This window comes from Zobellia uliginosa, from assembly GCF_900156625.1.
GTDB lineage: Bacteria > Bacteroidota > Bacteroidia > Flavobacteriales > Flavobacteriaceae > Zobellia > Zobellia uliginosa.
On record NZ_FTOB01000010.1, the window covers coordinates 16088 to 38036 of the forward strand.

The 21949-nt window shown below is 43.9% G+C and carries 21 protein-coding genes; 10 read left to right on the forward strand and 11 right to left on the reverse strand.

Annotated elements, in window-relative coordinates:
- The first annotated feature begins 9 nt into the window (after positions 1-9).
- From BW980_RS20400 to uxuA, 6 genes are all read left to right on the forward strand, one after another.
- On the forward strand, positions 10-1866 hold the full coding sequence (locus BW980_RS20400) for a RagB/SusD family nutrient uptake outer membrane protein (protein ID WP_076457011.1): 1857 nt from the start codon (positions 10-12) through the stop codon (positions 1864-1866).
- Positions 1867-1922: 56 nt separating this feature from the next.
- On the forward strand, positions 1923-3176 hold the full coding sequence (locus tag BW980_RS20405) for a DUF6807 domain-containing protein (RefSeq protein ID WP_076457012.1): 1254 nt from the start codon (positions 1923-1925) through the stop codon (positions 3174-3176).
- A 15-nt stretch (positions 3177-3191) separates the two neighbouring features.
- Positions 3192-4568, forward strand: coding sequence for a Gfo/Idh/MocA family protein (locus BW980_RS20410; protein WP_076457013.1), 1377 nt, complete (start codon positions 3192-3194; stop codon positions 4566-4568).
- 121 nt (positions 4569-4689) lie between these two features.
- Positions 4690-6069, forward strand: a complete 1380-nt coding sequence (locus BW980_RS20415; RefSeq protein ID WP_076457014.1) for a putative oxidoreductase C-terminal domain-containing protein — start codon at positions 4690-4692, stop codon at positions 6067-6069.
- Positions 6070-6071: 2 nt separating this feature from the next.
- Entirely contained in the window at positions 6072-6890 is an 819-nt protein-coding gene (locus tag BW980_RS20420; RefSeq protein ID WP_076457015.1) for an SDR family oxidoreductase, read from the forward strand.
- A gap of 1 nt (position 6891) precedes the next feature.
- Positions 6892-8091 carry a mannonate dehydratase gene (uxuA, locus tag BW980_RS20425; RefSeq protein WP_076457016.1) on the forward strand — a complete coding sequence of 400 codons (1200 nt, stop codon included), beginning with the start codon at positions 6892-6894 and terminating at the stop codon, positions 8089-8091.
- A 2-nt stretch (positions 8092-8093) separates the two neighbouring features.
- On the opposite strand, the gene BW980_RS20430 is transcribed toward uxuA, so the two are convergent.
- Both BW980_RS20430 and BW980_RS20435 read right to left on the reverse strand, forming a co-directional pair.
- On the reverse strand, positions 8094-8522 hold the full coding sequence (locus BW980_RS20430; protein ID WP_076457017.1) for a DUF4268 domain-containing protein: 429 nt from the start codon (positions 8520-8522) through the stop codon (positions 8094-8096).
- 1 nt (position 8523) lies between these two features.
- On the reverse strand, positions 8524-9195 hold the full coding sequence (locus BW980_RS20435; RefSeq protein WP_076457018.1) for a ZIP family metal transporter: 672 nt from the start codon (positions 9193-9195) through the stop codon (positions 8524-8526).
- Positions 9196-9399: 204 nt separating this feature from the next.
- Between BW980_RS20435 and BW980_RS20440 the strand changes: the two genes are divergently transcribed.
- A complete protein-coding gene (locus BW980_RS20440; RefSeq protein ID WP_076457019.1) occupies positions 9400-10572 on the forward strand; it encodes a THUMP domain-containing class I SAM-dependent RNA methyltransferase in 1173 nt (390 codons plus the stop codon).
- Positions 10573-10599: 27 nt separating this feature from the next.
- Here the strand turns inward: BW980_RS20440 and BW980_RS20445 are convergent, their stop codons facing one another.
- The 3 genes from BW980_RS20445 to rlmD are packed head-to-tail and all read right to left on the reverse strand — an operon-like array spanning position 10600 to position 13310.
- A complete protein-coding gene (locus BW980_RS20445) occupies positions 10600-11427 on the reverse strand; it encodes a DUF6048 family protein (protein ID WP_076457020.1) in 828 nt (275 codons plus the stop codon).
- Positions 11408-11896, reverse strand: coding sequence for a DUF6452 family protein (locus tag BW980_RS20450; RefSeq protein WP_076457021.1), 489 nt, complete (start codon positions 11894-11896; stop codon positions 11408-11410). The genes BW980_RS20445 and BW980_RS20450 overlap by 20 nt, the downstream gene beginning before the upstream one ends.
- A gap of 4 nt (positions 11897-11900) precedes the next feature.
- A complete protein-coding gene (gene rlmD, locus BW980_RS20455) occupies positions 11901-13310 on the reverse strand; it encodes a 23S rRNA (uracil(1939)-C(5))-methyltransferase RlmD (protein ID WP_076457022.1) in 1410 nt (469 codons plus the stop codon).
- Positions 13311-13648: 338 nt separating this feature from the next.
- Here rlmD and rocD point away from each other — a divergent pair, with 338 nt between their 5' ends.
- Positions 13649-14893 carry an ornithine--oxo-acid transaminase gene (gene rocD, locus BW980_RS20460; protein ID WP_076457023.1) on the forward strand — a complete coding sequence of 415 codons (1245 nt, stop codon included), beginning with the start codon at positions 13649-13651 and terminating at the stop codon, positions 14891-14893.
- Positions 14894-14948: 55 nt separating this feature from the next.
- On the opposite strand, the gene BW980_RS20465 is transcribed toward rocD, so the two are convergent.
- From BW980_RS20465 to BW980_RS20475, 3 genes are read right to left on the reverse strand one after another with little or no spacing between them, the layout of a single operon-like run.
- Positions 14949-15260: a CCC motif membrane protein gene (locus tag BW980_RS20465; RefSeq protein ID WP_076457024.1), complete on the reverse strand. Its 312-nt coding sequence runs from the start codon at positions 15258-15260 to the stop codon at positions 14949-14951.
- A 3-nt stretch (positions 15261-15263) separates the two neighbouring features.
- The gene (locus BW980_RS20470) at positions 15264-15593 is read right to left on the reverse strand and encodes a CCC motif membrane protein (protein ID WP_076457025.1); all 330 of its coding nucleotides are present in this window, start codon (positions 15591-15593) and stop codon (positions 15264-15266) included.
- 5 nt (positions 15594-15598) lie between these two features.
- Complete coding sequence (locus tag BW980_RS20475) at positions 15599-15910, reverse strand: DUF2752 domain-containing protein (RefSeq protein WP_076457026.1); 312 nt, start codon at positions 15908-15910, stop codon at positions 15599-15601.
- A gap of 62 nt (positions 15911-15972) precedes the next feature.
- Here BW980_RS20475 and BW980_RS20480 point away from each other — a divergent pair, with 62 nt between their 5' ends.
- Positions 15973-16518, forward strand: coding sequence for a Smr/MutS family protein (locus tag BW980_RS20480; protein WP_076457027.1), 546 nt, complete (start codon positions 15973-15975; stop codon positions 16516-16518).
- On the opposite strand, the gene BW980_RS22680 is transcribed toward BW980_RS20480, so the two are convergent.
- On the reverse strand, positions 16515-17528 hold the full coding sequence (locus tag BW980_RS22680; RefSeq protein ID WP_076457028.1) for a hypothetical protein: 1014 nt from the start codon (positions 17526-17528) through the stop codon (positions 16515-16517). The genes BW980_RS20480 and BW980_RS22680 overlap by 4 nt on opposite strands.
- A gap of 102 nt (positions 17529-17630) precedes the next feature.
- On the opposite strand from BW980_RS22680, the gene BW980_RS20490 reads away from it, so the two are divergent.
- On the forward strand, positions 17631-18779 hold the full coding sequence (locus BW980_RS20490; protein WP_076457029.1) for a cysteine desulfurase family protein: 1149 nt from the start codon (positions 17631-17633) through the stop codon (positions 18777-18779).
- Positions 18780-18810: 31 nt separating this feature from the next.
- Here BW980_RS20490 and BW980_RS20495 read toward each other — a convergent pair whose 3' ends face one another.
- A complete protein-coding gene (locus tag BW980_RS20495; RefSeq protein ID WP_076457030.1) occupies positions 18811-19464 on the reverse strand; it encodes a hypothetical protein in 654 nt (217 codons plus the stop codon).
- 11 nt (positions 19465-19475) lie between these two features.
- Positions 19476-21944 carry a TonB-dependent receptor gene (locus tag BW980_RS20500; protein ID WP_076457061.1) on the reverse strand — a complete coding sequence of 823 codons (2469 nt, stop codon included), beginning with the start codon at positions 21942-21944 and terminating at the stop codon, positions 19476-19478.
- Positions 21945-21949 lie beyond the last annotated feature (5 nt).

The window sequence follows — 21949 nt, forward strand, 5'->3', positions numbered from 1 at the left end:
AAATAGACAATGAATAAAGAATTATATAAATATCGAAAAACGTTATTAGGCTTGACTTTTGTCTTTGCCTTGGCCTTTATCTCGTGTGAGGAAGAATTTTTAGATGCGGAACCGCAGTCCTTTTTTACCCCCGGGAATGCCCTGAATACTCCTGATGGATTGAATAGCTTAAACAATAATGCATTGGCAAGACTTACTTCGGAGTTCTACGGAGATGGGGCACCGATCATTACGGAGAATATATTTTCAGAGGTTGCCGTGGAAGGAACTACCGACAAATCGGGTCCGGCCCAAGATTTAAACTTGCTGATCCTACCGGATGCCAACTTGAATAGCTCCAACACCAATAGGATCGGATGGTATTGGAACCTTTTCTATGAAGGGATAAAGTTCAACAATACGGTAATCGGTAGAATTGACGATGCCGAATTTGAAAATGATGCCGAGCGGGATGCAATTCTCGGTAAAGCCTATTTTTTAAGGGCTTATTTCTATTACAGGCTTACTCAACAGTTTGGCGATGTTCCTTTTGTGCTAGAAGAGGTAAAGACTCCTAAACTTGATTTTGTAAGTACTAGCCGAACGACCATACTGGAGAAAATTCAAGATGACCTAAAAGCGGCTGCAGTAATGGTTCCCGAAGGATCGAACAAGGGCGATGTCAGTAGGGCAGCGGTATTTCACTTACTGACCAAGGTGAATTTGGCACTGGCCGATTTTGATGGGGCCATAGCTTCTGCATCGGAAGTTATCGATGGAAGTGCCCATAGGCTGATGACCGATAGGTTTGGCTCAACAGCCGCCGATGCCACCAAAGATGTGACCTGGGATTTGCACAGGCCACAGAACAAGAGTATACCCGCCAATACGGAAGGAATATTGATGTCTATCAGTCGCTTGGAATTTGAAGATAATGGTTCGCGTGCCGCTACGAGCGTACAACGCCAAGCCGTGCCTTTATGGTGGCGATTTATCAATACTCCCGATGGGCAGAACGGAATGTCCGATTCACCTGACGCCGAAATCAACCAAGTTTTTGAATATGGTAGAGGTATCGGCAGAAACCGTGGTACGGCCTATAGTACGGAGCAAATCTGGAAAGATGCCAATAATGACCAAAGGTTTAAAGATGGCAACTGGGTTCAAATGGAAGATTTAGTGTATAACGCGCCAAGTTTGAAAGAAGCTGGAAATTCGTATTACGGTAAGAATTTAGAATTGTATCTTCCTGACGGTACGGCCTTATGTTCAGATACTATTCGTAACTGGTATGATTTTCCACATTATAAATTTTCTATTCCAGATCCCTTGAACGTTAAACCTTCAGGTGGACATTCGGATTGGTACGTTTTTCGCATAGCGGAAACCCATTTATTGCGGGCCGAAGCCTATTTTTGGAAAGGAAACCTGGCAGAGGCGGCCAATGATATCAATGCCGTTAGAAGAAGGGCCGAAGCCGACGACATAGCGGCCGCAGATGTAAATATAGATGTTATACTTGATGAGCGCGCCCGTGAACTTTATTACGAAGAACCACGAAAGACGGAACTTACACGTATAGCCTACATTTTTGCTATGACCGGAAAGACCGCTTACAATGGTGAAACTTATAGTATGGACAATTTCTCCCAAAAGAATTTCTGGTACGACCGCATTATGGAGGTTACCGATTTTTATAACAAAGGGGTGAAGACCATTCATGGGGATGAGTATACCATGAGTCCCTACCACGTATTATGGCCTGTGCCTTCATCGGCAATTAATGCCAATACCCAAGGGCGGATCAATCAAAATGAAGGCTACCCTGGTGCGGAACTGAACGTTGCGCCCCTGACCAGTATACCTGAAACAGAGAGTGGTAGTTAGCATTAAATTTGTTTAAGTTAGTTTTTGTTTTAATTCCGTCATCTAAAATATTGTTTATGCGTACGATTGCTCTTTTTCTTTTTATTTCGACTTTTTGGTCTTGTAGTACTAAAAATTCAATCCGCTTTACGGTAGAAAAAGATGACGGAATTTTTTTAACACAGCCGGTCGGTTTTGATTTGACCAAGGCCCAAGAAGCTCAAATAGATATAGAAAAAGCTATGGTGCTTTTTCAGGAAGGAAAAGAAGATATGGAGATTCCTTTTCAAGTAGACCATGAACAGCACAAAATCTGGTTTGTTCCGGTTACGGAAAAAAACAATGATGGCCCCTTAAGCTATCGCTTGGAAAACGGACTGTCATCGGTGAAGTCGGAAAGTGGTATCTCTGAACAAAAACGAAATGGTAGTTTACAGCTGGGCTTTCAAAATAAGCCTGCTGTTTCCTATCGGTATGAAATGACCTATCCCCCGAACGGGGTAGATTCCATCTTTAAAAAATCGGGATACATTCATCCCATTATCACACCTAAGGGCGATACGCTTACCCGTATTCAACCTAACGACCATTACCATCATTATGGACTTTGGGGACCATGGACCCATACCCAGGTCGATGGTGAGCGAGTAGATTTTTGGAACTTGGGAGAAGGTATGGGAACGGTTCTGTTTAAGGAATTCAAAAATGAGGAATCGGGCGATGTCTATGCCTCGTTTACCGCGGGCCAAGAACATATCGATCTTAAGACCAAAGAAGAACCCCAAATAGCCTTGAATGAGGATCTTCAGGTGCGTTTGTGGAATTTGAACCGGCCTGATCGCTATATGTTCGACTACAAAAGTGAATTCAGTACGCCCTTGCAAAACGGGATATTGTTCGAAGCCTACCGCTATGGCGGTGGATTGGGGCTGCGTTTTAACGAAAGGTGGAAGGCCGATAATTGTACGGTGCTGACTTCGGAGGGCAACGACCGTTTAACGGCGGACGGGACCAATGCGAGATGGTGTATCGTATCAGGTGAATCGGCAGACGGAAAAGGTACGAACGGAATTTTGTTCATGAGCCACCCGAAAAACAGAAACCATCCCGAACCGATGCGTATATGGCCTATAGATGCCAATGGGGGAAGAGGCGATATGTTCTTTGAATTTTGCCCGATACGTCATGAAGAATGGAAAATAGAACCGAATAAAAAATACGAATTGAATTACCGAATGGTAGTTTTTGATGGTACATTGCAAGCAGGGGAAGCCGAAGCGTACTGGCAGCTATTTGCCCAACAACCCAAAACAGACATAATCAATAATTAGTAATACCAAATAACGATGGAGAGAAGAAAATTTATAAACAGAACAGCTCTAAGTACCGCCGCTTTGGTGGGTTTTCCTAGCATTGTACCGGCCCATGTATTGGGCAAAAATGCACCAAGTAATAAAATAAACATCGGGCAGATCGGTTGTGGCCGTATTGCCAGAAGTCATGATATTCACGATACTATTCGTTTTGACCAAGCTAATTATTTGGCTGTGTGTGATCTTGATTCCAAAAGGGCGGCAGATGCCAAGCTTTTAGTAGATGGGTTTTATCAAAAAAAGACGGGTAAGGCCAAATATAACCGAACAAAAATATACGAAGATTATCGCGAAATGCTCTTGAACAAAGATATTGATGCGGTAGTGATCAGTACGCCCGATCATTGGCATTCACAACCTGCAATGGAAGCTGCTTTGGCCGGAAAGGACATCTACGTTCAAAAGCCTACTTCCTTAACCGTTAGGGAAGGTCAGCAATTGCGCGAGGTTGTTCAAAAAACAGGTGCCATTTTGCAAGTAGGAACGCAGCAACGTGCCATGCCGCAATTTAGGATTGCCGCAGAATTGGTAAGAAATGGTCGTATCGGTAAAATTCACACCGTTAAAATCGGTTTGCCGGGCGATCCTGCGGGTCCTGAGGCACCGGCAATGCCCGTACCTCCAAATTTGAATTTTGATATGTGGTTGGGGTCTACCCCAGAAGTGCCGTATACCGAGATAGGGGTACATCCCCAAGATGGGTATAGCAGACCGGGCTGGTTGCGTTCGCGTAATTATGGCGCCGGAATGATCACAGGCTGGGGACAGCACCATTATGATTCCGCGGCATGGGGTATGAATACCGAATTAAGCGGACCGATTTCCGTAGAGGCTTTGGCCGAATTCCCAAAATCGGGGCTGTGGAACGTACACGGCGATTTCTTTGTAAAACACGAGTATGATAACGGTATTACCGTATACACCAGTGGAGGGTATACGAACGGTATCCGTTACGAAGGTACGGATGGATGGATTTTCGTTTCACGTGGTTCTTACCAAGCTTCCGCCACTGATCCGGTGGATAAGGAAAAGAGCAGTAGGGCCTTAAATGCTTCCGATCCTAAGATTTTAGAATCGGTAATCGGTGAAAATGAAATCCACCTAGAAAAAATTGATGACCAACATGGAAACTGGTTAGATTGTATCAAGACCCGAAAAGCTCCTATTTCACCAATAGAAAAAGGACATAAGGCCTGTGCCATCTGCTTGATCAGTGACATCGCCATGCAGTTCGATAGAAAACTGGAATGGGATTATGATAAGGAAGTCTTTATCAACGATGCCGAGGCCAATGCCATGTTACACCGTGAGCAAAGAAAGCCTTACGGAACGGATTATGTAAAATACTAAAGTCCAAAGAGCCCGTTCCTTTCGAACGGGCTTTTTACACATCTTCAAGGTTTTTATTCAATAGAAAGAAAAAGACGCCTGAACCGGTTTTCGGTCAAAGGCGATACAAACAGGTGATTACATGAAAAATAAAATCGCATTTTTACTTTTACTGCTCAGCATCGCATGCGGCGAAAAAAAAACGGATACTAAAATGGTCGAAGCAAAGACAGGCAACAAGGTGAAATTAATGACTTTGGATCCCGGTCATTTTCATGCTGCCTTGGTACAGAAAAAAATGTATCCCCAAGTTGATTCCACTATTTATCTTTTTGCTCCCGACGGTCCTGAAGTAAAAGATTTTTTGAACAAGATAAACAGTTATAATTCTCGCGAAGAATCACCCACGGCCTGGAAAGTCGAAAAATACTTAGGTGATGACTATCTCGAAAAAATGATCGCCGATAAACCGGGTAACGTTATGATCGTTGCCGGGAAGAACAGTAAAAAAATAGATTACGTACTTGAGGCGGTAAAGGCAGGGTTGAACGTGTATGCCGATAAGCCTTTGGTTATTAATCCCGAGGGATTTAAAAAACTACAGCAGGCTTTTGATATCGCAGAGAAGAACGGGGTGTTGATCTACGATATAATGACCGAACGTTTCGAGTCTACTACATTAATGCAAAAAACTTTTTCCGCATTGCCCGATGTTTTCGGGGAATTAGTGGACGGTACGCCCGAGGAACCCGCTATTAGTAAGGAAAGTGTGCATCACTTTTTTAAGTATGTTTCCGGTCAGCCCCTAGTGCGTCCGGCTTGGTTTTTTGACGTAAACGAAGAGGGGGAAGGCATCGTTGATGTTACCACCCACTTGGTAGACTTGGTACAATGGGAAGCTTTTCCTAATCAAATAATAGATACCAACAATATTGAAATGGTAAAGGCCAAACGTTGGCCTACCGTACTTACCACCGACGAATTCCAGAAAGTCACCGGCCTTGATGGCTATCCCGAGTATTTAAAAAAGGATTTAAAGGATGATAAACTGAATGTGTTCTGTAATGGTGAAATGGTCTATAAAATCAATGGCAAACATGCCAAGGTATCGGTAATCTGGAACTATCAAGCACCTGAGGGTACCGGTGATACGCATTATAGTATTATGCGGGGTACCAAAAGTGACCTGGTCATCAAACAAGGAAAGGAAGAGGGCTACAAACCTACCTTGTACGTCGTACCCCATCAAACGGACGGATTTGAAGAGGTGTTGAACAAGGCCATTGCCGATAAGATATCAAAGCAGTTTCAAGGTACGGCCATGGAGAAAATGGGAGACGGTAGCTATAAGGTCAATATTCCCGATACTTTTAAAATCGGACATGAGGCCCATTTTGGCCAGGTGACCGAAAATTATTTGAAGTATATGGAAGCCGGGGAACTGCCTCAATGGGAAGTGCCCAATATGATCAGTAAATACTATACGACCACCAAGGCCTACGAACTGGCCAAGAAAAACTAGATATGAACAACCTTTTTGATCTAAAAGAAAAAACAATAGCCCTTTCAGGGGGCACCGGGGTCTTAGGGGGTTCCATAGCGGAATACCTTGTACAAAATGGGGCCAAAGTAATTCTATTGGGGCGGTCGGTTGAAAAATTAGACGCTAAACGTAAAGCATTAAATACCATTTCCGAAGCTAGTACTGCGGCTTATGTTGTGGATGTGATGGAGGAAAATGAGCTGGTGCTGTTACGAAAGAAGATAAAGGAAGCCCATGGCAAGATCGATGGTTTGATCAATTTGGCCGGGGGAAATTTGCCCGGTGCCACCTTGCAACCGAATCAGACAATTTTTGATATCTCACTGGAAGACACCAAAGAAGTGGTAAATCTCAATCTCTTTGGCAGTGTGCTCCCCACAATTGTTATGGGTCAATTAATGGCCGAGCAGGGCTATGGTTCCATTGTCAATATATCTTCCATGGCATCGAAGCAGTCCATAACTAGGGTTTTGGGCTATTCCATGGCCAAAGCGGGCATTGATATATTTACCAAGTGGATGGCCGAAGAACTGGCTACTAAATTCAATGATAAAATTCGGGTGAATGCCATAGCTCCAGGCTTTTTTATTGGGAATCAAAATAGAAAGATTTTGATCAATGAAGATGGTTCCTATACGGAGCGAAGCAAAAAAATACTGGCAAAAACCCCTATGAACCGATTTGGCGATGCTTCTGAACTCAATGGAATGGTACATTACCTTTTGAGTGAAGCCTCCTCCTTTGTAACGGGAACCGTATACGATGTAGACGGTGGTTTCAATTCTTTTACCGGAGTTTGATATGGACTACCTAAAGAAGACTTACCGGTGGTTCGGGCCCGATTTTGGGGTGACCCTGGCCGATATAGCACAATTGGGTGCCCAAGGTGTCGTTACGGCTTGCCACAGTATACCTACAGGGGAGGTGTGGCCCGTTGAGGCCATTGCCGATGTAAAGCATCAAATCGAACGGCACGGCATGGAATGGTCGGTGGTAGAGAGCGTTAACGTTCACAATGCCATTAAATACGGCCTTCCGGAAAGGGATATGTATATAGGGAACTATATTCAAACCCTGAAGAACTTGGCGCAGCACAATATTTATACGATTTGCTATAATTTCATGCCGCTTATAGATTGGACGCGTACCCATCTCGATTACCAATTGCCCAACGGAACATCAAGTTTACGCTATGACCCGATTGCCATTGCGGCCTTTGATCTCTATATCTTAGAGCGAGAGAGTGCCGCTGAGGTATACGAAGCGAGTGTGGTAAGTAAGGCGGAAGCCTATTTTAAAAGCTTGTCCGCTCAAGAAAAACAGGCCCTGGAAAATGCTGTTCTTGCGGGGATACCCGGAAGCAAGGAACCTATTCAAATGTCGGCTTTCAGGGAGAATTTGGCAAGGGTAAGTCAAATTTCAAAAAGCGGGCTTCAAGAGAATTTGGCGTATTTTCTTAAAGCCATATTGCCAGAGGCGGAAAAGTTGGGCATCCATATGGCCATTCACCCCGATGACCCTCCATTTTCGGTTTTCGGGATTCCAAGAATAACTTCGACCTACGAAGATTTTAAGTCCATTTGTGATGGTTACCCTTCACTGCACAACGGTTTTACCTTTTGTTCGGGGTCACTAGGGGCTTCGCCCAATAACGATTTGGTGAAAATTATTGAAGATTTTGGCGACCGTATTCATTTTATCCACTTGAGGAATGTACAATTGAGCCCGAGTGGGGCGTTTTACGAAGCCGAGCACCTTAATGGTTCGGTGATGATGGAAGGGGTAATGGAAGCCCTTATAAAAGAGCAGTTGAAACGGAAAGGGGCCGGTAGGTCCGATGTGGCCATCCCACTACGGCCCGACCATGGCCATGTATTGTTGGATGATAAAAAACGGCAGGGCGATTTTTACCCAGGCTATTCACTTATCGGCAGGGCTTTGGGCATGGCCCAGCTTACGGGCTTGGAAAAGGGGCTTCGTCACCGTATGAAGCTTTCTTGAGCCTACTCGATAATTTCCCTGAAGTCTTGAAAGAACAGTTCTATTCGTGCCATTTGTTGGCTTAGAAAGATCATGGTTTCTTGCCAAGTGTTCTTGTTGTGAATCGATACGTTTTCCAAGGTGACGTATATTCTTGAAATTTCTTTTCCGTTCGATAGAAAAAAGGCTTCATCGAAAACAGCGTCGGGAAGGTATTCTTCTGATTGGAGTAGGGACTGTAAGGATTGAAATTTCTCCCAAAGGGTGATGCGCCTTTCTAGGTCATCGGTTTCGATATCTATGGAAACCATGGCTTTTTTCAGATCGAAATGAAATTTAAAGGCGAGGCCTTTCACCTTGGTGTTGTACAGTATCCATTTTCTAGGATACGATTTTCCAAAGGCGATCCAGAAGTCTTCCCGTAATTTTTTTGATTCCGCTTTGCTGAACATCCTATAAAAAATATGCGATAGCAATACCAAAAATAATGGCGATTACCTTACGAAGATTAAAGGTGTGGCCCTCCGAACTTTCAAAGAGTATAACCGTTGAAATATGCAAGAACACACCTATGACCAGTGCATTGATATAGGCGAAGTAGGTAGTGGCCCATTCTGCGTGGTCGGCAATATAACTGCCCAAGGGAGTCATCAATGAAAATATGGTAATAAAGAAAAAGGCCTTGGGCAAGGGTATTTTTGAGTTGAGTAAAAAGATACTCAGAATTACGGCAATGGGTACTTTGTGAATCAATATGCCATAAAGAATGGTATCGTGATCGTGTATGGGGAATCCTTCTAGAAACGAATGAAGGCAGAGACTACCGAACAATAGCCATGGGAACAACTCTTTCTCGGCATCGAGATGAACATGGCCGTGTTCGGCCCCTTTGGAAAAGAACTCCAAAAAAACCTGGAATAAAATCCCTAACATAACAAATAAGCCCACATCTTTGGGATTGCCATGCTCGTACACCGATGGAAACAGTTCGAACAAGGTCAAGGCCAGCAAAAATGCACCACTAAAGGCAAGAAGTAGCTTAAAATGACTTCGGTTCGTGGGTTTAACCATGTAAACAAAGACAAAGCTCAGTAGAACGGCAAAAATGGGTAAGGCGTAATTCATTAACGGAAAATCATTTTATCGAGGCTCTTAGTCTTAGAATTGCGGTACTAATTACATTGACGAAACCGACTTTTTTTAATTTTCTGAAAAGCGAGTTTTATCCTTTCGACAACGAAGGGGCGAACGGCATTTTAGAAAGCAGAGGGCGGGTTCGTATTTCTCCGGCTAAAATACTGTATTTTTGCGGCAACTTTAGAATAAGACATGGGTAAAAATTTTAAAATGGTCGCCAAGACCCTCTTTGGTTTCGAAGAGATTTTGGCCAAGGAAATCCGTAACCTCGGTGGCGGTAATGTAGTAGAAGGGGTAAGAAACGTAGCTTTCGAAGGCGACACTGGCTTTATGTACAAGGCCAATCTATGTTTGCGTACGGCTATAAAGATCATTAAACCTATTCATTCTTTTTCGGTTCGTAACGAAAATGAACTTTATAAAAAGATCTATGCAATGGATTGGGCCGAATATCTTTCGGTAGACACCACTTTTGCTATCGATTCTACAGTTAACTCGGATAACTTTACACATTCGCTCTACGTTTCGCAAAAAGTAAAAGATGCGATTGTAGATAAGTTTAGGGATATGGACGGCAGTCGACCCAATGTTGATGTCAAGTTTCCTGATGTGCGGATCAATATTCATATCCATAACGAGCATTGTAATGTGTCTTTAGATAGCTCGGGAAGGTCTTTGCACCAAAGGGGCTATCGTACCGCTACCAATATAGCACCGATCAACGAAGTGTTGGCGGCAGGTCTTTTGCTTATGAGCGGATGGGACGGGCAATGTGATTTTTTAGATCCCATGTGCGGTAGTGGTACCATGCTTACCGAGGCGGCCATGATCGCCTGTAATATTCCGGTAAATATCAATAGAAAGGAATTCGCCTTTGAAAAATGGCATGATTTTGATCAGGAATTATTTGATAAGATTGTAGATGTAAGTCTTAACAAGGTTCGTGAATTCCATCATAAAATAGTGGGGTATGACAAAGCCCCTTCTGCGGTTCGCAAGGCAACTGACAATGTTGAGAATGCTAACCTCTCTGAATATATAAGCATCGAACGAAAGAACTTTTTCGATACCGAAAAATTTACCGAAGGGAAATTACACATGGTCTTCAATCCTCCCTATGGCGAGCGATTGAGTTTAGATATGGAAGACTTTTATGCTTCTATCGGTGATACCTTAAAGCAAAAATATCCTGGTACTGAAGCTTGGTTCATCACCTCCAATATGGAGGCCCTCAAATATGTAGGCTTACGCCCCTCACGAAAGATAAAGGTATTCAACAGTCACCTAGAGTCACGCTTGGTAAAGTATGTCATGTACGAGGGCAGTAAGAAGGCCAAGTATATGAACAAAAACAAGGAAGAGTAGGGCGGGGCTTTCCCACAACGCTAAAAACTATTGTCTTTTGGGACGTTCCGTGGGGTCGGGCTTAGGCTCGGGTTCGGGCTGTACCTCTTTCTCTTTTGGCTCGTTCTTCTTTTTGTAGAGTGGAATCAGGTAACTAATGGAGTAATTATAGCCTACGCCAAAACGACTGCCATCGGTAACTTTGTTGAAACCGGGTATAAAGAGGTCGTCAAGCTCGTTTTCGGGGCGTTTGTTGGTTATTAAGATGCCTAGGCGGGCACTCGCCCCAAAAAAGAGGTTTCTCAATACCTCGGCCTTCAGGCCTACCACAAACTCCAACCAAGACTTATTGCGGCCTTCGTATTTGCCAAGGGCATCGGTGCCGACGGCAAAATCATCAGGGTTCCAATAACGGTTGGTATCGAAAATCTTATAGGCATTCAATTCTTGGCTAAACGTACTGAAAGCGTAGCGTCCACCAATGTATATCATATTTTGTTCGCCGTACCAATTGCCGTAGGTGTTATAGTCTATTCCTAGTTTGATATAACTACCCGATGTGGTAAAGTTATACAGGTCGCCGTCTTCACTATCGATCAATGCGCCGAGGGGGGTGCCTATCGTTTTTTTCTCGTTTCCCAGTTCGGCGGCCAAATAAAGGTTTTGGGTAAGTCGGTAATCTCCGACCAACTCGAGTCCGGTATAATTGTCTTCGAAAAAGGAAACCGCAAGCCTGCTCAGGTCGGCTCCGACCCTAAGGCCGTAACGTTGCTTATAGACCGTGGTGTCCTTTTTGTTCAGGTCTATAGGCTCGCTCTGCGAAAATCCCACAGCGATAACCAAAAGAAAAAAGAGACTAGTGAAATATCTTAACATGGGCAGAAGCTGTGTTTTCAATAAGTGCGTTATCTACATCTATGGTCTGGATCCAGACCGAATCGTCTTGTTCTACGGTTACGGTTAAGTTCTCGAAATTCGCGATATAGCCACAGGCCCGAGACTTGTACAATTCCGTTACATCGTAATTAAAGGTTAGGGTATCTACATTGATGTCATCAATACTAAGCTGTCGTGAAAGGGCAAATGACGTGCTGTTGGCGTCTACCCGCAAAGGCAAGACAATGGAATCTAAAGCCACATTGGCTATGGTGTCTTTTCCTCCGGAAGGCAAAACACCCCAGACGATTAGGTTTTGTACATCTTTGAATTCCGTAGGGTTTAAGACATCGTAAAAACGAATGACCACCTGGGGCGTGTCATAATCGGTACAGATGTCGTCTTTTTCGCAGGCGGAAAAAGAAAGAATGCCCAATAGGATGATAAAAAGTATTTTGAATCTGTTCATAAAGCTATAGCTTTTTCAAAAGTACGATATTTTCAACATGGTGTGTTTGCGGAAACATATCTACCGGTTGTACTTTTATTACTTGGTAAGTATCTTTCATTAAAGCAAGGTCACGGGCTTGAGTAGCACTATTACAACTGACGTAAACTACTTTGTCGGGTGCAATGTTCAAGATCTGCTGAACCACATCTTTATGCATGCCGTCCCTTGGGGGGTCGGTAATGATAACGTCGGGCCTACCATTGGCCGCTATGAATTCTTGGTTGAAGACATTCTTCATATCGCCCACAAAGAAGTCTACATTGTCGATTTCGTTACGTTCGGCATTGGCCTTTGCATCGGCGATAGCTTCGGGTACCGATTCTATTCCTATAACTTTCCTCGCTTTTTTGGCCACGAATTGGGCAATGGTTCCGGTACCGGTATATAGGTCGTAAACGAGTTCATCTCCCTGTAAATCGGCGAACTCACGGGTGAGTTTGTACAGTTCATAGGCTTGGGCCGAATTCGTTTGGTAAAATGATTTCGCGTTGATTTTGAACTTCAGGCCTTCCATTTCCTCAAAAATATGGTCGCGACCCGAGAAGCAAACAATTTCTTGGTCGTAAATGGTGTCGTTCTGTTTTTGGTTGATGACGTACAAAAGCGAAGTTATCTCAGGAAAAGTTTCTTTAAGGTGATTCAGTAATAGTTCTCGTTTTGTTGCATCATCTTCATAGAACTGCACCATAACCATAAGCTCTCCAGTAGAAGCCGTACGTATCATAAGGGTACGCAATTGCCCATGCTGATTCCTCGGGTTGAAAAATGTGAGTCCGTTTTTAATGGCAAAATCACGGGTCTCCAAACGAATGGCATTGGACGGATCTTGCTGTAGGTGACATTTTTTTATGTCTAGGATTTTGTCCCACATTCCGGGAATGTGAAAACCGAGGGCGTTCTTGTCCGTAAAGTTATTGTCCGACTGTATTTCCTCAAGGGTAAGCCATCGGCTATCGGAAAAGGAAAATTCCATCTTGTTGCGGTAGAAATACTGCTCTTTGGAACCCGCTATAGGTGTAATTTCGGGCAATTCTAAATGTCCGATCCGTCTGAGGTTGTTTTCTACTTCCTTCTGTTTGTAGAAAAGTTGGTGCCTATAGCCCATATCTTGCCATTTGCATCCCCCGCAAACCCCAAAATGTTCACACTGAGGTTCTACACGTTTGTCGGAGAAGGTATGAAAAGTGGTAGCGACACCCTCAAAATAAGCCTTGCGCTTTTTTGTGGTCTGTACGTCTACAATATCGCCAGGTACGGCGTTGGTCAAAAAAATCACCCTTCCATCGGGCGCTTTACCAATAGTTTTTCCTTTTGCACCGGCATCTACAACCTCTACGTTTTCGAATACCTGTCGCTTGTTCTTTCTTCGCATGCCGCAAAAGTAAGCATCCCGATGCATTTATTATAACTATCGTTACGATCGGACTTATTAAAAATAGTTAAATGTGATTTTTAACTTATTGATACCACATGAATCGGGTTTGTTCGGGAGGCTAGATTGGTGGGGATGAAAATTTAAAGAAGTTGTAAAGACTTGGTAAGTAAACATTTGGTCGCTTTTTACAAGGTTCTTTTTAGAACTGCCAACTAATTTTGTTAAGTTTGCAGCTCTACAAGGATGATTTCTCTCCTACGCTGAATTTTCGAATCTTCGAAAGGAAAAAGGTATAGAAGGAATTACTGAAGTTTTATTTAAAAGTAATTTTTATCATGTCAGTTTTAGAAAAAATCACTTCTGAAGGTGCTATTGCATTGGAGGATAAGTACGGAGCACACAACTATCACCCACTACCAGTGGTACTCACCAAGGGAGAAGGGGTTTATGTTTGGGATGTTGAAGGAAAAAAATATTACGATTTCCTTTCGGCCTACTCTGCGGTAAACCAAGGGCATTGTCACCCGAAAATTGTCAAGGCCATGACCGATCAGGCCCAGACCTTGACCCTTACCTCGAGGGCGTTTTACAACGATATGCTCGGAAAGTATGAAAAGTATGCCACGGAAATTTTTGGTTTTGACAAGTTGTTGCCTATGAACACAGGGGCCGAGGCTGTCGAGACCGCATTGAAATTGTGTCGAAAGTGGGCCTATGAGAAAAAAGGCCTGAGCGGGAACGAGGCACAGATCGTTGTTTGTGAAAACAATTTTCACGGAAGAACCACCACGATCATTTCGTTTTCGAACGACCCGGTGGCCCGTAAGAATTTCGGACCCTATACGACCGGATTTATTAAAATAGAATACGATAACCTAGAGGCTTTGGCCGAGGTGCTCGAACAAAACCATAACATAGCAGGTTTTCTGGTAGAGCCTATTCAAGGGGAAGCGGGAGTATACGTTCCTTCTGAGGGATATTTAAGGGAGGCCAGGGCATTGTGCGAAAAGCACAACGTCCTTTTTATAGCCGATGAGGTCCAAACCGGAATAGCCCGAACAGGTAAGATGTTGGCAGTTGATCATGAGAACGTAAAGCCTGATATCTTGATATTGGGAAAAGCACTTTCTGGTGGAGCTTACCCTGTTTCCGCTGTTTTGGCCAACGATGAAATTATGGGGGTGATCCAACCAGGAAACCACGGTAGTACTTTTGGTGGAAACCCTATTGCTGCGGCCGTGGCCATTGCGGCATTAGAGGTAGTCAAAAATGAGGAGTTGGCACAAAATGCCGAAATGCTCGGACTACTGTTCAGGGATGAACTGAACAAGTTCATACCGAACTGCAATGTGGTGAACGGCGTAAGGGGTAAAGGGCTGTTAAATGCAATTCTTATCAATGATACGGAAGACAGTTCGACCGCATGGGATATTTGTATGGCCCTAAAGGAAAACGGACTTTTGGCGAAACCTACCCATGGCAACATTATCCGTTTTGCACCGCCCTTGGTAATGAACAGGGAGCAACTGTTAGATTGTGTTGAGATCATAAAAACAACATTGAAACGGTTCGAGAAATAAAAAAAAAGCCTGAAACTTAGTTTCAGGCTTTTTTGTATACCTCTATCTTTCCGGTTTAGAAATCGCCGTTTGTAGCGGCCGCTACAATAATGGCGGCAATGGCGCCAAAGTATATAATGGCTATTAGCAAGTAAATAGCCGCTAAGATCAAGCCTATATACGACAGGGTTTTTCCAGTCTTTACATTTTCGATTCCCGTGTACTGACCATTACTTTGGTCATAGGCTCGCTGTGCGGTTTTCGCGTTAGATAGGCCTATAAAGCTGAAAATAGCGCCAAAGGGTCCGCAGCAAAGAAGCGTCAATACTATGGAAAGAATTCCAAAAGTTAAGGCGTTACTAGCGCCCGGTAGGGTTTGTTGTGTCATTGTCTATCCGAAAAGTTCTTCCATTTTTTCACGCATCATCTCGGGGTCTTGCATATCTTCAAATCCGAAGAAAGCAATCATGCCTATGGTCATCATGAGATAAAGGACACTGAGTACGATACCGATAATGGCAAGAATTTTTCCCGTTTTTACGTTGCCGTAATCCGTATAGTTTTCTGGGTTTTCCTGATAGATGGAGGTGGCTTTGTTCGCTAAGACCAAGGCAACGATACCGAATATAAGACCAAGAATACCGTAGCAGCAACAGGTGACTATCGAAAGAATTCCGAATACAAGAATTAAAGTAGCATTGGGTAATTTGTGTTGTTCCATTTTTTTTAGTGGGTTAGGTGAGTCATTTTAAGAATATAATTAACTATAATAATAGAACCGCTTAGTATTCCAAGGGTCATTTTTATATGGGTGTCGAAACGAAATCGGGTAAATTGACTTGCAATGGCGAACATTACAAGTGGAATAAGGGTGAAAATTGCCGGATACATATCAAAGGCCGCACTGAAATCCCCCTTTAAAAAGAGTACAACGGAACGTTGGAGACCACAGCCCGGACAGTCGATGCCGAAGAGCTTTTTGTTCAGGCAAGGTAGCATGTAATCTTCAAGAGTCAATAAAAAAGTAGCTAACTGCATTTTTACGGTTTAGCAATTCTATCACGAAAATTACCATTATTTTTGTGGATACAAAACAAATTATGGCCGTTTTTCAAATAGGGGATAAGGTTGAGACCATAGATGATGTCATCTCGGGTAGGGTTACAAAGCTTTCCGGGGCTACGGTAACTATTGAGACCAACGATGGGTTCGAGCTCGATTTTGAGGTGAACGAACTGGTTCGGGTCGATACCGGCGATATCCGGGTCAGCAATTACGAGATAAGCCAGGTGAAGGCCGAAAAAGAACTTCCGAAGAAAAGAAGAACCCAAGCCTTAAAGCCCAAAGAGCGCAACGCCCCCAAGATGGAAGTGGATCTGCACATTCATCAGTTGACAAAGTCTAGCAAGGGCATGAGCAATTATGATATGCTGAACCTTCAGTTAGATGCGGCCAAGCGTCAGTTGGAATTCGCTATGAGAAAGCGGATCCAAAAAGTGGTATTCATTCACGGGGTAGGGGAAGGCGTGCTCAAAGAAGAGCTCTACTACCTTTTTAGACGCTACGACAACGTAAAATACTACGATGCCGATTACCAAAAATACGGCTTGGGCGCTACTGAGGTCTATATTTACCAGAATACTTAGTCGGCTACCGTTGTATAGGTGCCCAGTACAAAGTTGTCAATGGCCGATAGCGTTACATCGGCAACATCTTCACCGTCACCTTTTAGGACAAGTAGTAAATTGTTGATCGAAATAGTGTGCGTATAGGTAATGGCGCCTGTTCCATCCGCGGCGTTTGCAACGGTCTCAACACTTATGGTTCCGCTGGAAGAGGTAAAATCAAAGCTTGTAATATCTTCCGAAAGTCCTGCGTCGGTGCAGATCATGTCATCGGTTACTATAGTGTTTAATACGGTGTACTTGAGCGCTCCGTTTTCCAAGGTCGAAGTTCGGGGTTCTCCTGCCGTTGTAGCCGTATTGGCTATGGTTGTGAGGGGAATATCCAAGGAAACGTATTCGTCGTTTATCTTTTTGTATAACCTTAGACTACCGTCTACAAAGGCATTTTCGCATTCTGAAAAATCGGCAATGGCTTCATAATTTGAAAACGGCACATCAAGTCGGGCACTTATCGGTGTGGTCGTCTTAAAGGTTCCGTAGGTCATGGTAGACGAATCGGTTATACTTTCGTTTTGCTCATTGGCCAAGGAGAGGCCGGTAATGGAAATGGTGTGTGAATAGGTCTTATTGTCTTTCGAGACCGTACTCACATGTGTTTCTATGCCGATATCACCTGCCGTAGCCGTATTTTCTTTAGTTACGGACGGTTCTAATGCGGGTATGGTAGAGCAGAAATAATCTTTGGAGACGTCATCGTCAAATAACCTGTAAATAAGGCTTGATGCCGAGGGTAAACTCGATTGAAGCTCATCGGCCTCCGAAGTCTCGTTTTTGAGCAGGCCGCTGGCCAAGTTGAGCAATAGGGCCTCGTCACCGTCTATTTTAAAGAAAAACGTAGTTTCGAGGGGATCGTCAAGGTCTCCACAGGTTTGAATATCTACAGAATCAAAATCGACCCGTTCAATTTGTAAATCGCCATCGTCACAGGCGCAGAAAAGAATCAATATACCTAAAAGCAGCGTTTTCTTCATGTGCCAAATTTAATGGAAATAAAGGACAAGTTTATTGGGAATTAGGGAGAAATTAACTTTAATTCCGCTAATTTTGACCGCTCTTAATTGAATTTTTAGGTGATGAAAAAGGTTTATTTAGATAATGCGGCCACTACTCAAGTACGGGAAAATGTAATCGCAAAGATGCAAGATGCCTTGGCCAATTTTTACGGCAATCCCTCTTCTACCCATAGTTTTGGCCGTTCGGCAAAGACAGCGGTAGAGAGTGCCAGAAAAACGATTGCGAAATATATGAACGCCCATCCTTCTGAAATTATTTTTACTTCAGGGGGTACCGAGGCCGATAACATGATTTTACGCTGTGCCGTTCGCGACCTGAAAGTGGAAACGATCATTACTTCTAAAATAGAACACCATGCCGTACTTCATACGGTTGAAGACTTGGAGAGTGAAAAAGGTACCAAGGTTTTGTATGTTGACCTTGACGCATTCGGCAATCCCGACCTTTTGCATCTGGAAAGCTTGTTGAAGCAAGACGATTCTAAAAAGTTGGTGAGTTTAATGCATGTGAACAATGAAATTGGCAATAAGATCGATATTGCAGCGGTTTGTGAACTTTGTCATTCCCACGGGGCGCTTTTTCATTCGGACACGGTACAGTCTATCGGCCACTATGCCTGGGATGTAAAAGTCGTTCCTGTCGATTTCCTTACGGCTGCGGCCCATAAATTCCATGGGCCAAAGGGAATAGGTTTTGCCTATATCAAGAAAAATTCGGGACTCAAACCTATGATTTCTGGCGGAGCCCAAGAGCGTGGTTACCGTGCGGGAACCGAATCGTTTCACAATATTGTAGGGCTCGAAATGGCCTTTGTGGAGGCATACGATAATCTAGAGGCCGAGACGGCTTACGTTACCGAACTGAAATCTTACTTTATAGACCGAATGAAGGAAGAGATTCCTGGTGTGAAATTTAACGGTCATTCGGCCGACTTGGAAAAAAGCACCTTTACCTTGGTGAATGCCTGTCTGCCAATAGATCCACAGAAAGCGTTGATGCTTTTGTTTCATTTGGATATAAAAGGTATAGCGTGTTCCAAAGGAAGTGCTTGTCAATCGGGAAGCGACCTGGGGTCACATGTGCTTGCCGAAATTCTGTCGGAAGATGATTTTAAGAAGCCCTCGGTTCGTTTTTCCTTCTCAAAATACAATACCAAAGAAGAATTGGACTATACCGTTCAGGTGCTCAAGGAGTTCGTGGATAAATAAAAACTCCCTTTTCTAGAGGGAGTTTCAATGCTTATTTTTGCTTTCGGTCTTTTCGCTTTTCCCGGTCGTAAGGAAACTTACGCGCCGCCAGTTTCATCATGCGGTCGATAAGGTCGGTCGTATTTTTTCCTGACTTTTTGTTGATTTTCTTTTCGTATTTCCAGAGAAGCTTTCCGGTATTGCCATCGCTGATTTTTACACCGATACGGCCATAGTCTGCATTTCCCGAGAAATAATCCATAAAGCTGAATTCCGTTGGTATACCTTTTGAAAGCAGTACGTTGAGATCCATATTTCCACTAATGATACCATCTACCCCTAAAATCTCACTGAGCTGTTTGGTGGTGTATACATCAATGTTATTGTAGTCTATATTGTTTTGGGCCAGTATGGCATTGGTATTCTTTACGTCTTGAAACTCCACTGAAAATTTCTTTTTCTTTTTGCGCTTTGAAAAGTAGGTCTCGAGGGCGTTCTGTACGGCGTAGCCTTCTTTCTGTTCAAGGGTGCTTAATTCACCCTTTGAAATATCGTCCTTTAACTCAAGATTCGCCAAAAAAGGGATGATGGCCAAAACTTGGTGGCTATCGCTCAGGTCATCGAATTTGTCACTTTCGTATATATTCTTTTGAGCATTGGCAAGAACAGTGGTCAATAGTAGTACGGCAAAAAAAATCTTCTTCATCAGTATGTCTTCTAAAAACGCATGCGGAGTTTTAGGTTCAGCACGCGACTTGTCATAAAATTGGGGACGGCAAATTGTTGTTTGCTGTCAACATCCCTAACCCATGTATTTGTAATTGAGTTTTGATTGTTGAACAAATTAAAAATTTCAAAGCCTGCGCTCAGTTCTTTAAACCGGTGCAACCAGTGGTTTTTTTGATAGGTTCTGTTTCCGCCTACAAAAATATGCGAAATTCCCAAATCGGCACGCTTATAATCGCGTAATCTGGTATTGTAGAGATATGGGTCGGAATAATTTGGCGAACCACCGGGTACGCCGGTGTTGTATACCAGGTTGAGGTACATTTTGAAATTAGGGAATTCGGGGATGTAATCTTGAAAGAGAACACCGAATTTCAATCGCTGGTCCGAAGGTCTGGCTATATATCCGCGGTCGTTACTGTTTTCCTCTGTTTTTAAAAAACCGATGCTTACCCAAGATTCGGTGCCGGGAACAAAGGCCCCGTTCAGCCTTAGGTCGGCCCCATATGCATAGGCCTTGGCGTCGGTATTGGCCGCGTAGCGTATGCGAACGTCTTCTAAGGTGTAGGTGTTGACATGCTTCATTTTTTTATAGTAGACCTCGCTTATGAGGGTAAAGGGACGCTGCCACAGGTCGAACGAATATTCGTTGCCTCCCACAATATGAAGTGACTCTTGGGCCTTTACATTGGGATCGACCCTACCTGTTCGGTCACGGAGCTCCCGATAAAACGGCGGTTGATGGTATAGGCCGCCGGAAAGCCGAAAGAGCATATCCCTTTTCCAATCGGGTTTTAAGGATATCTGGGCACGTGGACTCACGACGGTCTGTGGGGAAGTTGAAATTTCAACCCCGGAAACCATCCAATGTTGGGCCCGTAGCCCAAGATTGTAATACAGGGCGTGTGATGCAAGGTCTACTTGGTCACTAAATTGCACATATCCTGAAAAACGGTCGGTCTTTACAAAATTTCTGGCGTTTATCCCCGAATAGGCCTCGAGAGGGGCTTCAAAAGGGGTTCTGGGCTGATCCTTGATGAATTCGGCCCTTGGCGGACGAACGAAATACCCCGCGGAATCGATAAACTCCGATTCCCGCAATTGGTCGCGAATATCTTCATGGGTGTATTTTATGCCCCATTCCAATAATTGGTTTTTCCTTGTAAAGCTTCCTTTGTGCGATAGGTTGAATATCAGGGCGTCAAGCTCGTTCCTCGCACGTTTGTACTGACTGCCTACGCCTCGTATGTCGGTAGGGGTGCCAAAGGAATCGCTAAAGGGGTCGGTGTTGACGCTGCCTAGATAGTATTGGGCGATTACATCGGAATATTCTTCTTCCGTGGTATGATACAGCGAGGCGATTAATTTCATCGTAACATCGTCGCTCACGAAATAATTGGCCTTTAAGGCCCCTAGGACGGTGTTATAGCGATTGTGCTCTTCTCCTTGGTAGTAGATTTGAAGCGATTTGGGCTCGGCTATTGTTCCAAAATTGGTTTGCCTGTCACGCGGTTCGTTTTGATAATCGTTGATTGAAACGTTGCCCAAAAAATCGAGGTGGAACTTTCTTGAAAACTGGTAGGTCGTAAAGGTCTGGAAATCGGCAAAAGTGGGGTTGAAGTTGGTGTTGATATCTTGACTGTTGACGAACAGGCTGTTGTTCCGATAGCGGATACCGTTGATGGTGCTCAGCTTCTTGTCTTTGGAAACGGCCTCGGCCGTTGCGCTGGCCCCTAAAAAACCAAGGTCGAGCTGGGCGCCATTCTCGGAAGGCTTTTTGTAGGTGATGTCCAATACGGAAGAAAGTTTGTCGCCGTACTTGGCCTGAAAACCTCCAGAGGAAAAGCGTATGTTCTGAACCATGTCGCTGTTGATAAAGCTCATGCCTTCCTGTTGGGCCGCACGTACTAAAAAGGGACGGTAAACTTCTATTTCGTTTACATAGACGAGGTTTTCATCGTAATTGCCACCACGTACGTTGTATTGGGTGCTCAGCTCATTGCTCGAAGACACTCCGGGCAATAGTTTTAGAATGTTCTCCACACCGGCATTGGCGCCGGGTATGTTGTGGGCCATATCCGGACTTACCGTTGTTACCCCTTCAATGTTTCTTTTACCCGTAGGCGAAACGGTGACACCGGCGATTTGTATGATATCCGATCGTAAAACCGGACTGAATTCATAGGTTTCGTTGGTGTTGAGAACAAGATCGCGCAATACCACGTTTTTATGGCCTATATGGGAAAAAGTCAGGGTTATAGGCTTGTCGGCGGTTACTTGAAGTGAGTAGTATCCATTTGGGTCTGAAATAGTGCCATTGCTTCCTGTGCTGATATTTACTTCTTCTAAGGGCTCGTTGGCACTATTGAACACAATACCGGTCAGGGTAGCCGTCTGGGCACTAATACTAAGGGTAGCACCTAGGAGAGCAAGAAGTAGAACAAGTTTAAGGCACTTCAAAAAGG

Bases quoted from the DNA above. Each gene is read 5' to 3' on its own strand.
- BW980_RS20400 (WP_076457011.1), top strand. From the start codon at position 10: ATGAATAAAGAATTATATAAATATCGAAAAACGTTATTAGGCTTGACT.
- BW980_RS20430 (WP_076457017.1), bottom strand. From the start codon at position 8,522: ATGTTCAGCAAAGCGGAATCAAAAAAATTACGGGAAGACTTCTGGATC.
- BW980_RS20490 (WP_076457029.1), top strand. From the start codon at position 17,631: ATGAAAAAGGTTTATTTAGATAATGCGGCCACTACTCAAGTACGGGAA.
- uxuA (WP_076457016.1), top strand. From the start codon at position 6,892: ATGGACTACCTAAAGAAGACTTACCGGTGGTTCGGGCCCGATTTTGGG.
- rlmD (WP_076457022.1), bottom strand. From the start codon at position 13,310: ATGCGAAGAAAGAACAAGCGACAGGTATTCGAAAACGTAGAGGTTGTA.
- BW980_RS20495 (WP_076457030.1), bottom strand. From the start codon at position 19,464: ATGAAGAAGATTTTTTTTGCCGTACTACTATTGACCACTGTTCTTGCC.
- BW980_RS20440 (WP_076457019.1), top strand. From the start codon at position 9,400: ATGGGTAAAAATTTTAAAATGGTCGCCAAGACCCTCTTTGGTTTCGAA.
- BW980_RS20465 (WP_076457024.1), bottom strand. From the start codon at position 15,260: ATGACACAACAAACCCTACCGGGCGCTAGTAACGCCTTAACTTTTGGA.
- BW980_RS20480 (WP_076457027.1), top strand. From the start codon at position 15,973: ATGGCCGTTTTTCAAATAGGGGATAAGGTTGAGACCATAGATGATGTC.
- BW980_RS20420 (WP_076457015.1), top strand. From the start codon at position 6,072: ATGAACAACCTTTTTGATCTAAAAGAAAAAACAATAGCCCTTTCAGGG.
- BW980_RS20475 (WP_076457026.1), bottom strand. From the start codon at position 15,910: ATGCAGTTAGCTACTTTTTTATTGACTCTTGAAGATTACATGCTACCT.
- BW980_RS20405 (WP_076457012.1), top strand. From the start codon at position 1,923: ATGCGTACGATTGCTCTTTTTCTTTTTATTTCGACTTTTTGGTCTTGT.
- BW980_RS20415 (WP_076457014.1), top strand. From the start codon at position 4,690: ATGAAAAATAAAATCGCATTTTTACTTTTACTGCTCAGCATCGCATGC.
- rocD (WP_076457023.1), top strand. From the start codon at position 13,649: ATGTCAGTTTTAGAAAAAATCACTTCTGAAGGTGCTATTGCATTGGAG.
- BW980_RS22680 (WP_076457028.1), bottom strand. From the start codon at position 17,528: ATGAAGAAAACGCTGCTTTTAGGTATATTGATTCTTTTCTGCGCCTGT.
- BW980_RS20470 (WP_076457025.1), bottom strand. From the start codon at position 15,593: ATGGAACAACACAAATTACCCAATGCTACTTTAATTCTTGTATTCGGA.
- BW980_RS20435 (WP_076457018.1), bottom strand. From the start codon at position 9,195: ATGAATTACGCCTTACCCATTTTTGCCGTTCTACTGAGCTTTGTCTTT.
- BW980_RS20410 (WP_076457013.1), top strand. From the start codon at position 3,192: ATGGAGAGAAGAAAATTTATAAACAGAACAGCTCTAAGTACCGCCGCT.
- BW980_RS20450 (WP_076457021.1), bottom strand. From the start codon at position 11,896: ATGAACAGATTCAAAATACTTTTTATCATCCTATTGGGCATTCTTTCT.
- BW980_RS20445 (WP_076457020.1), bottom strand. From the start codon at position 11,427: ATGTTAAGATATTTCACTAGTCTCTTTTTTCTTTTGGTTATCGCTGTG.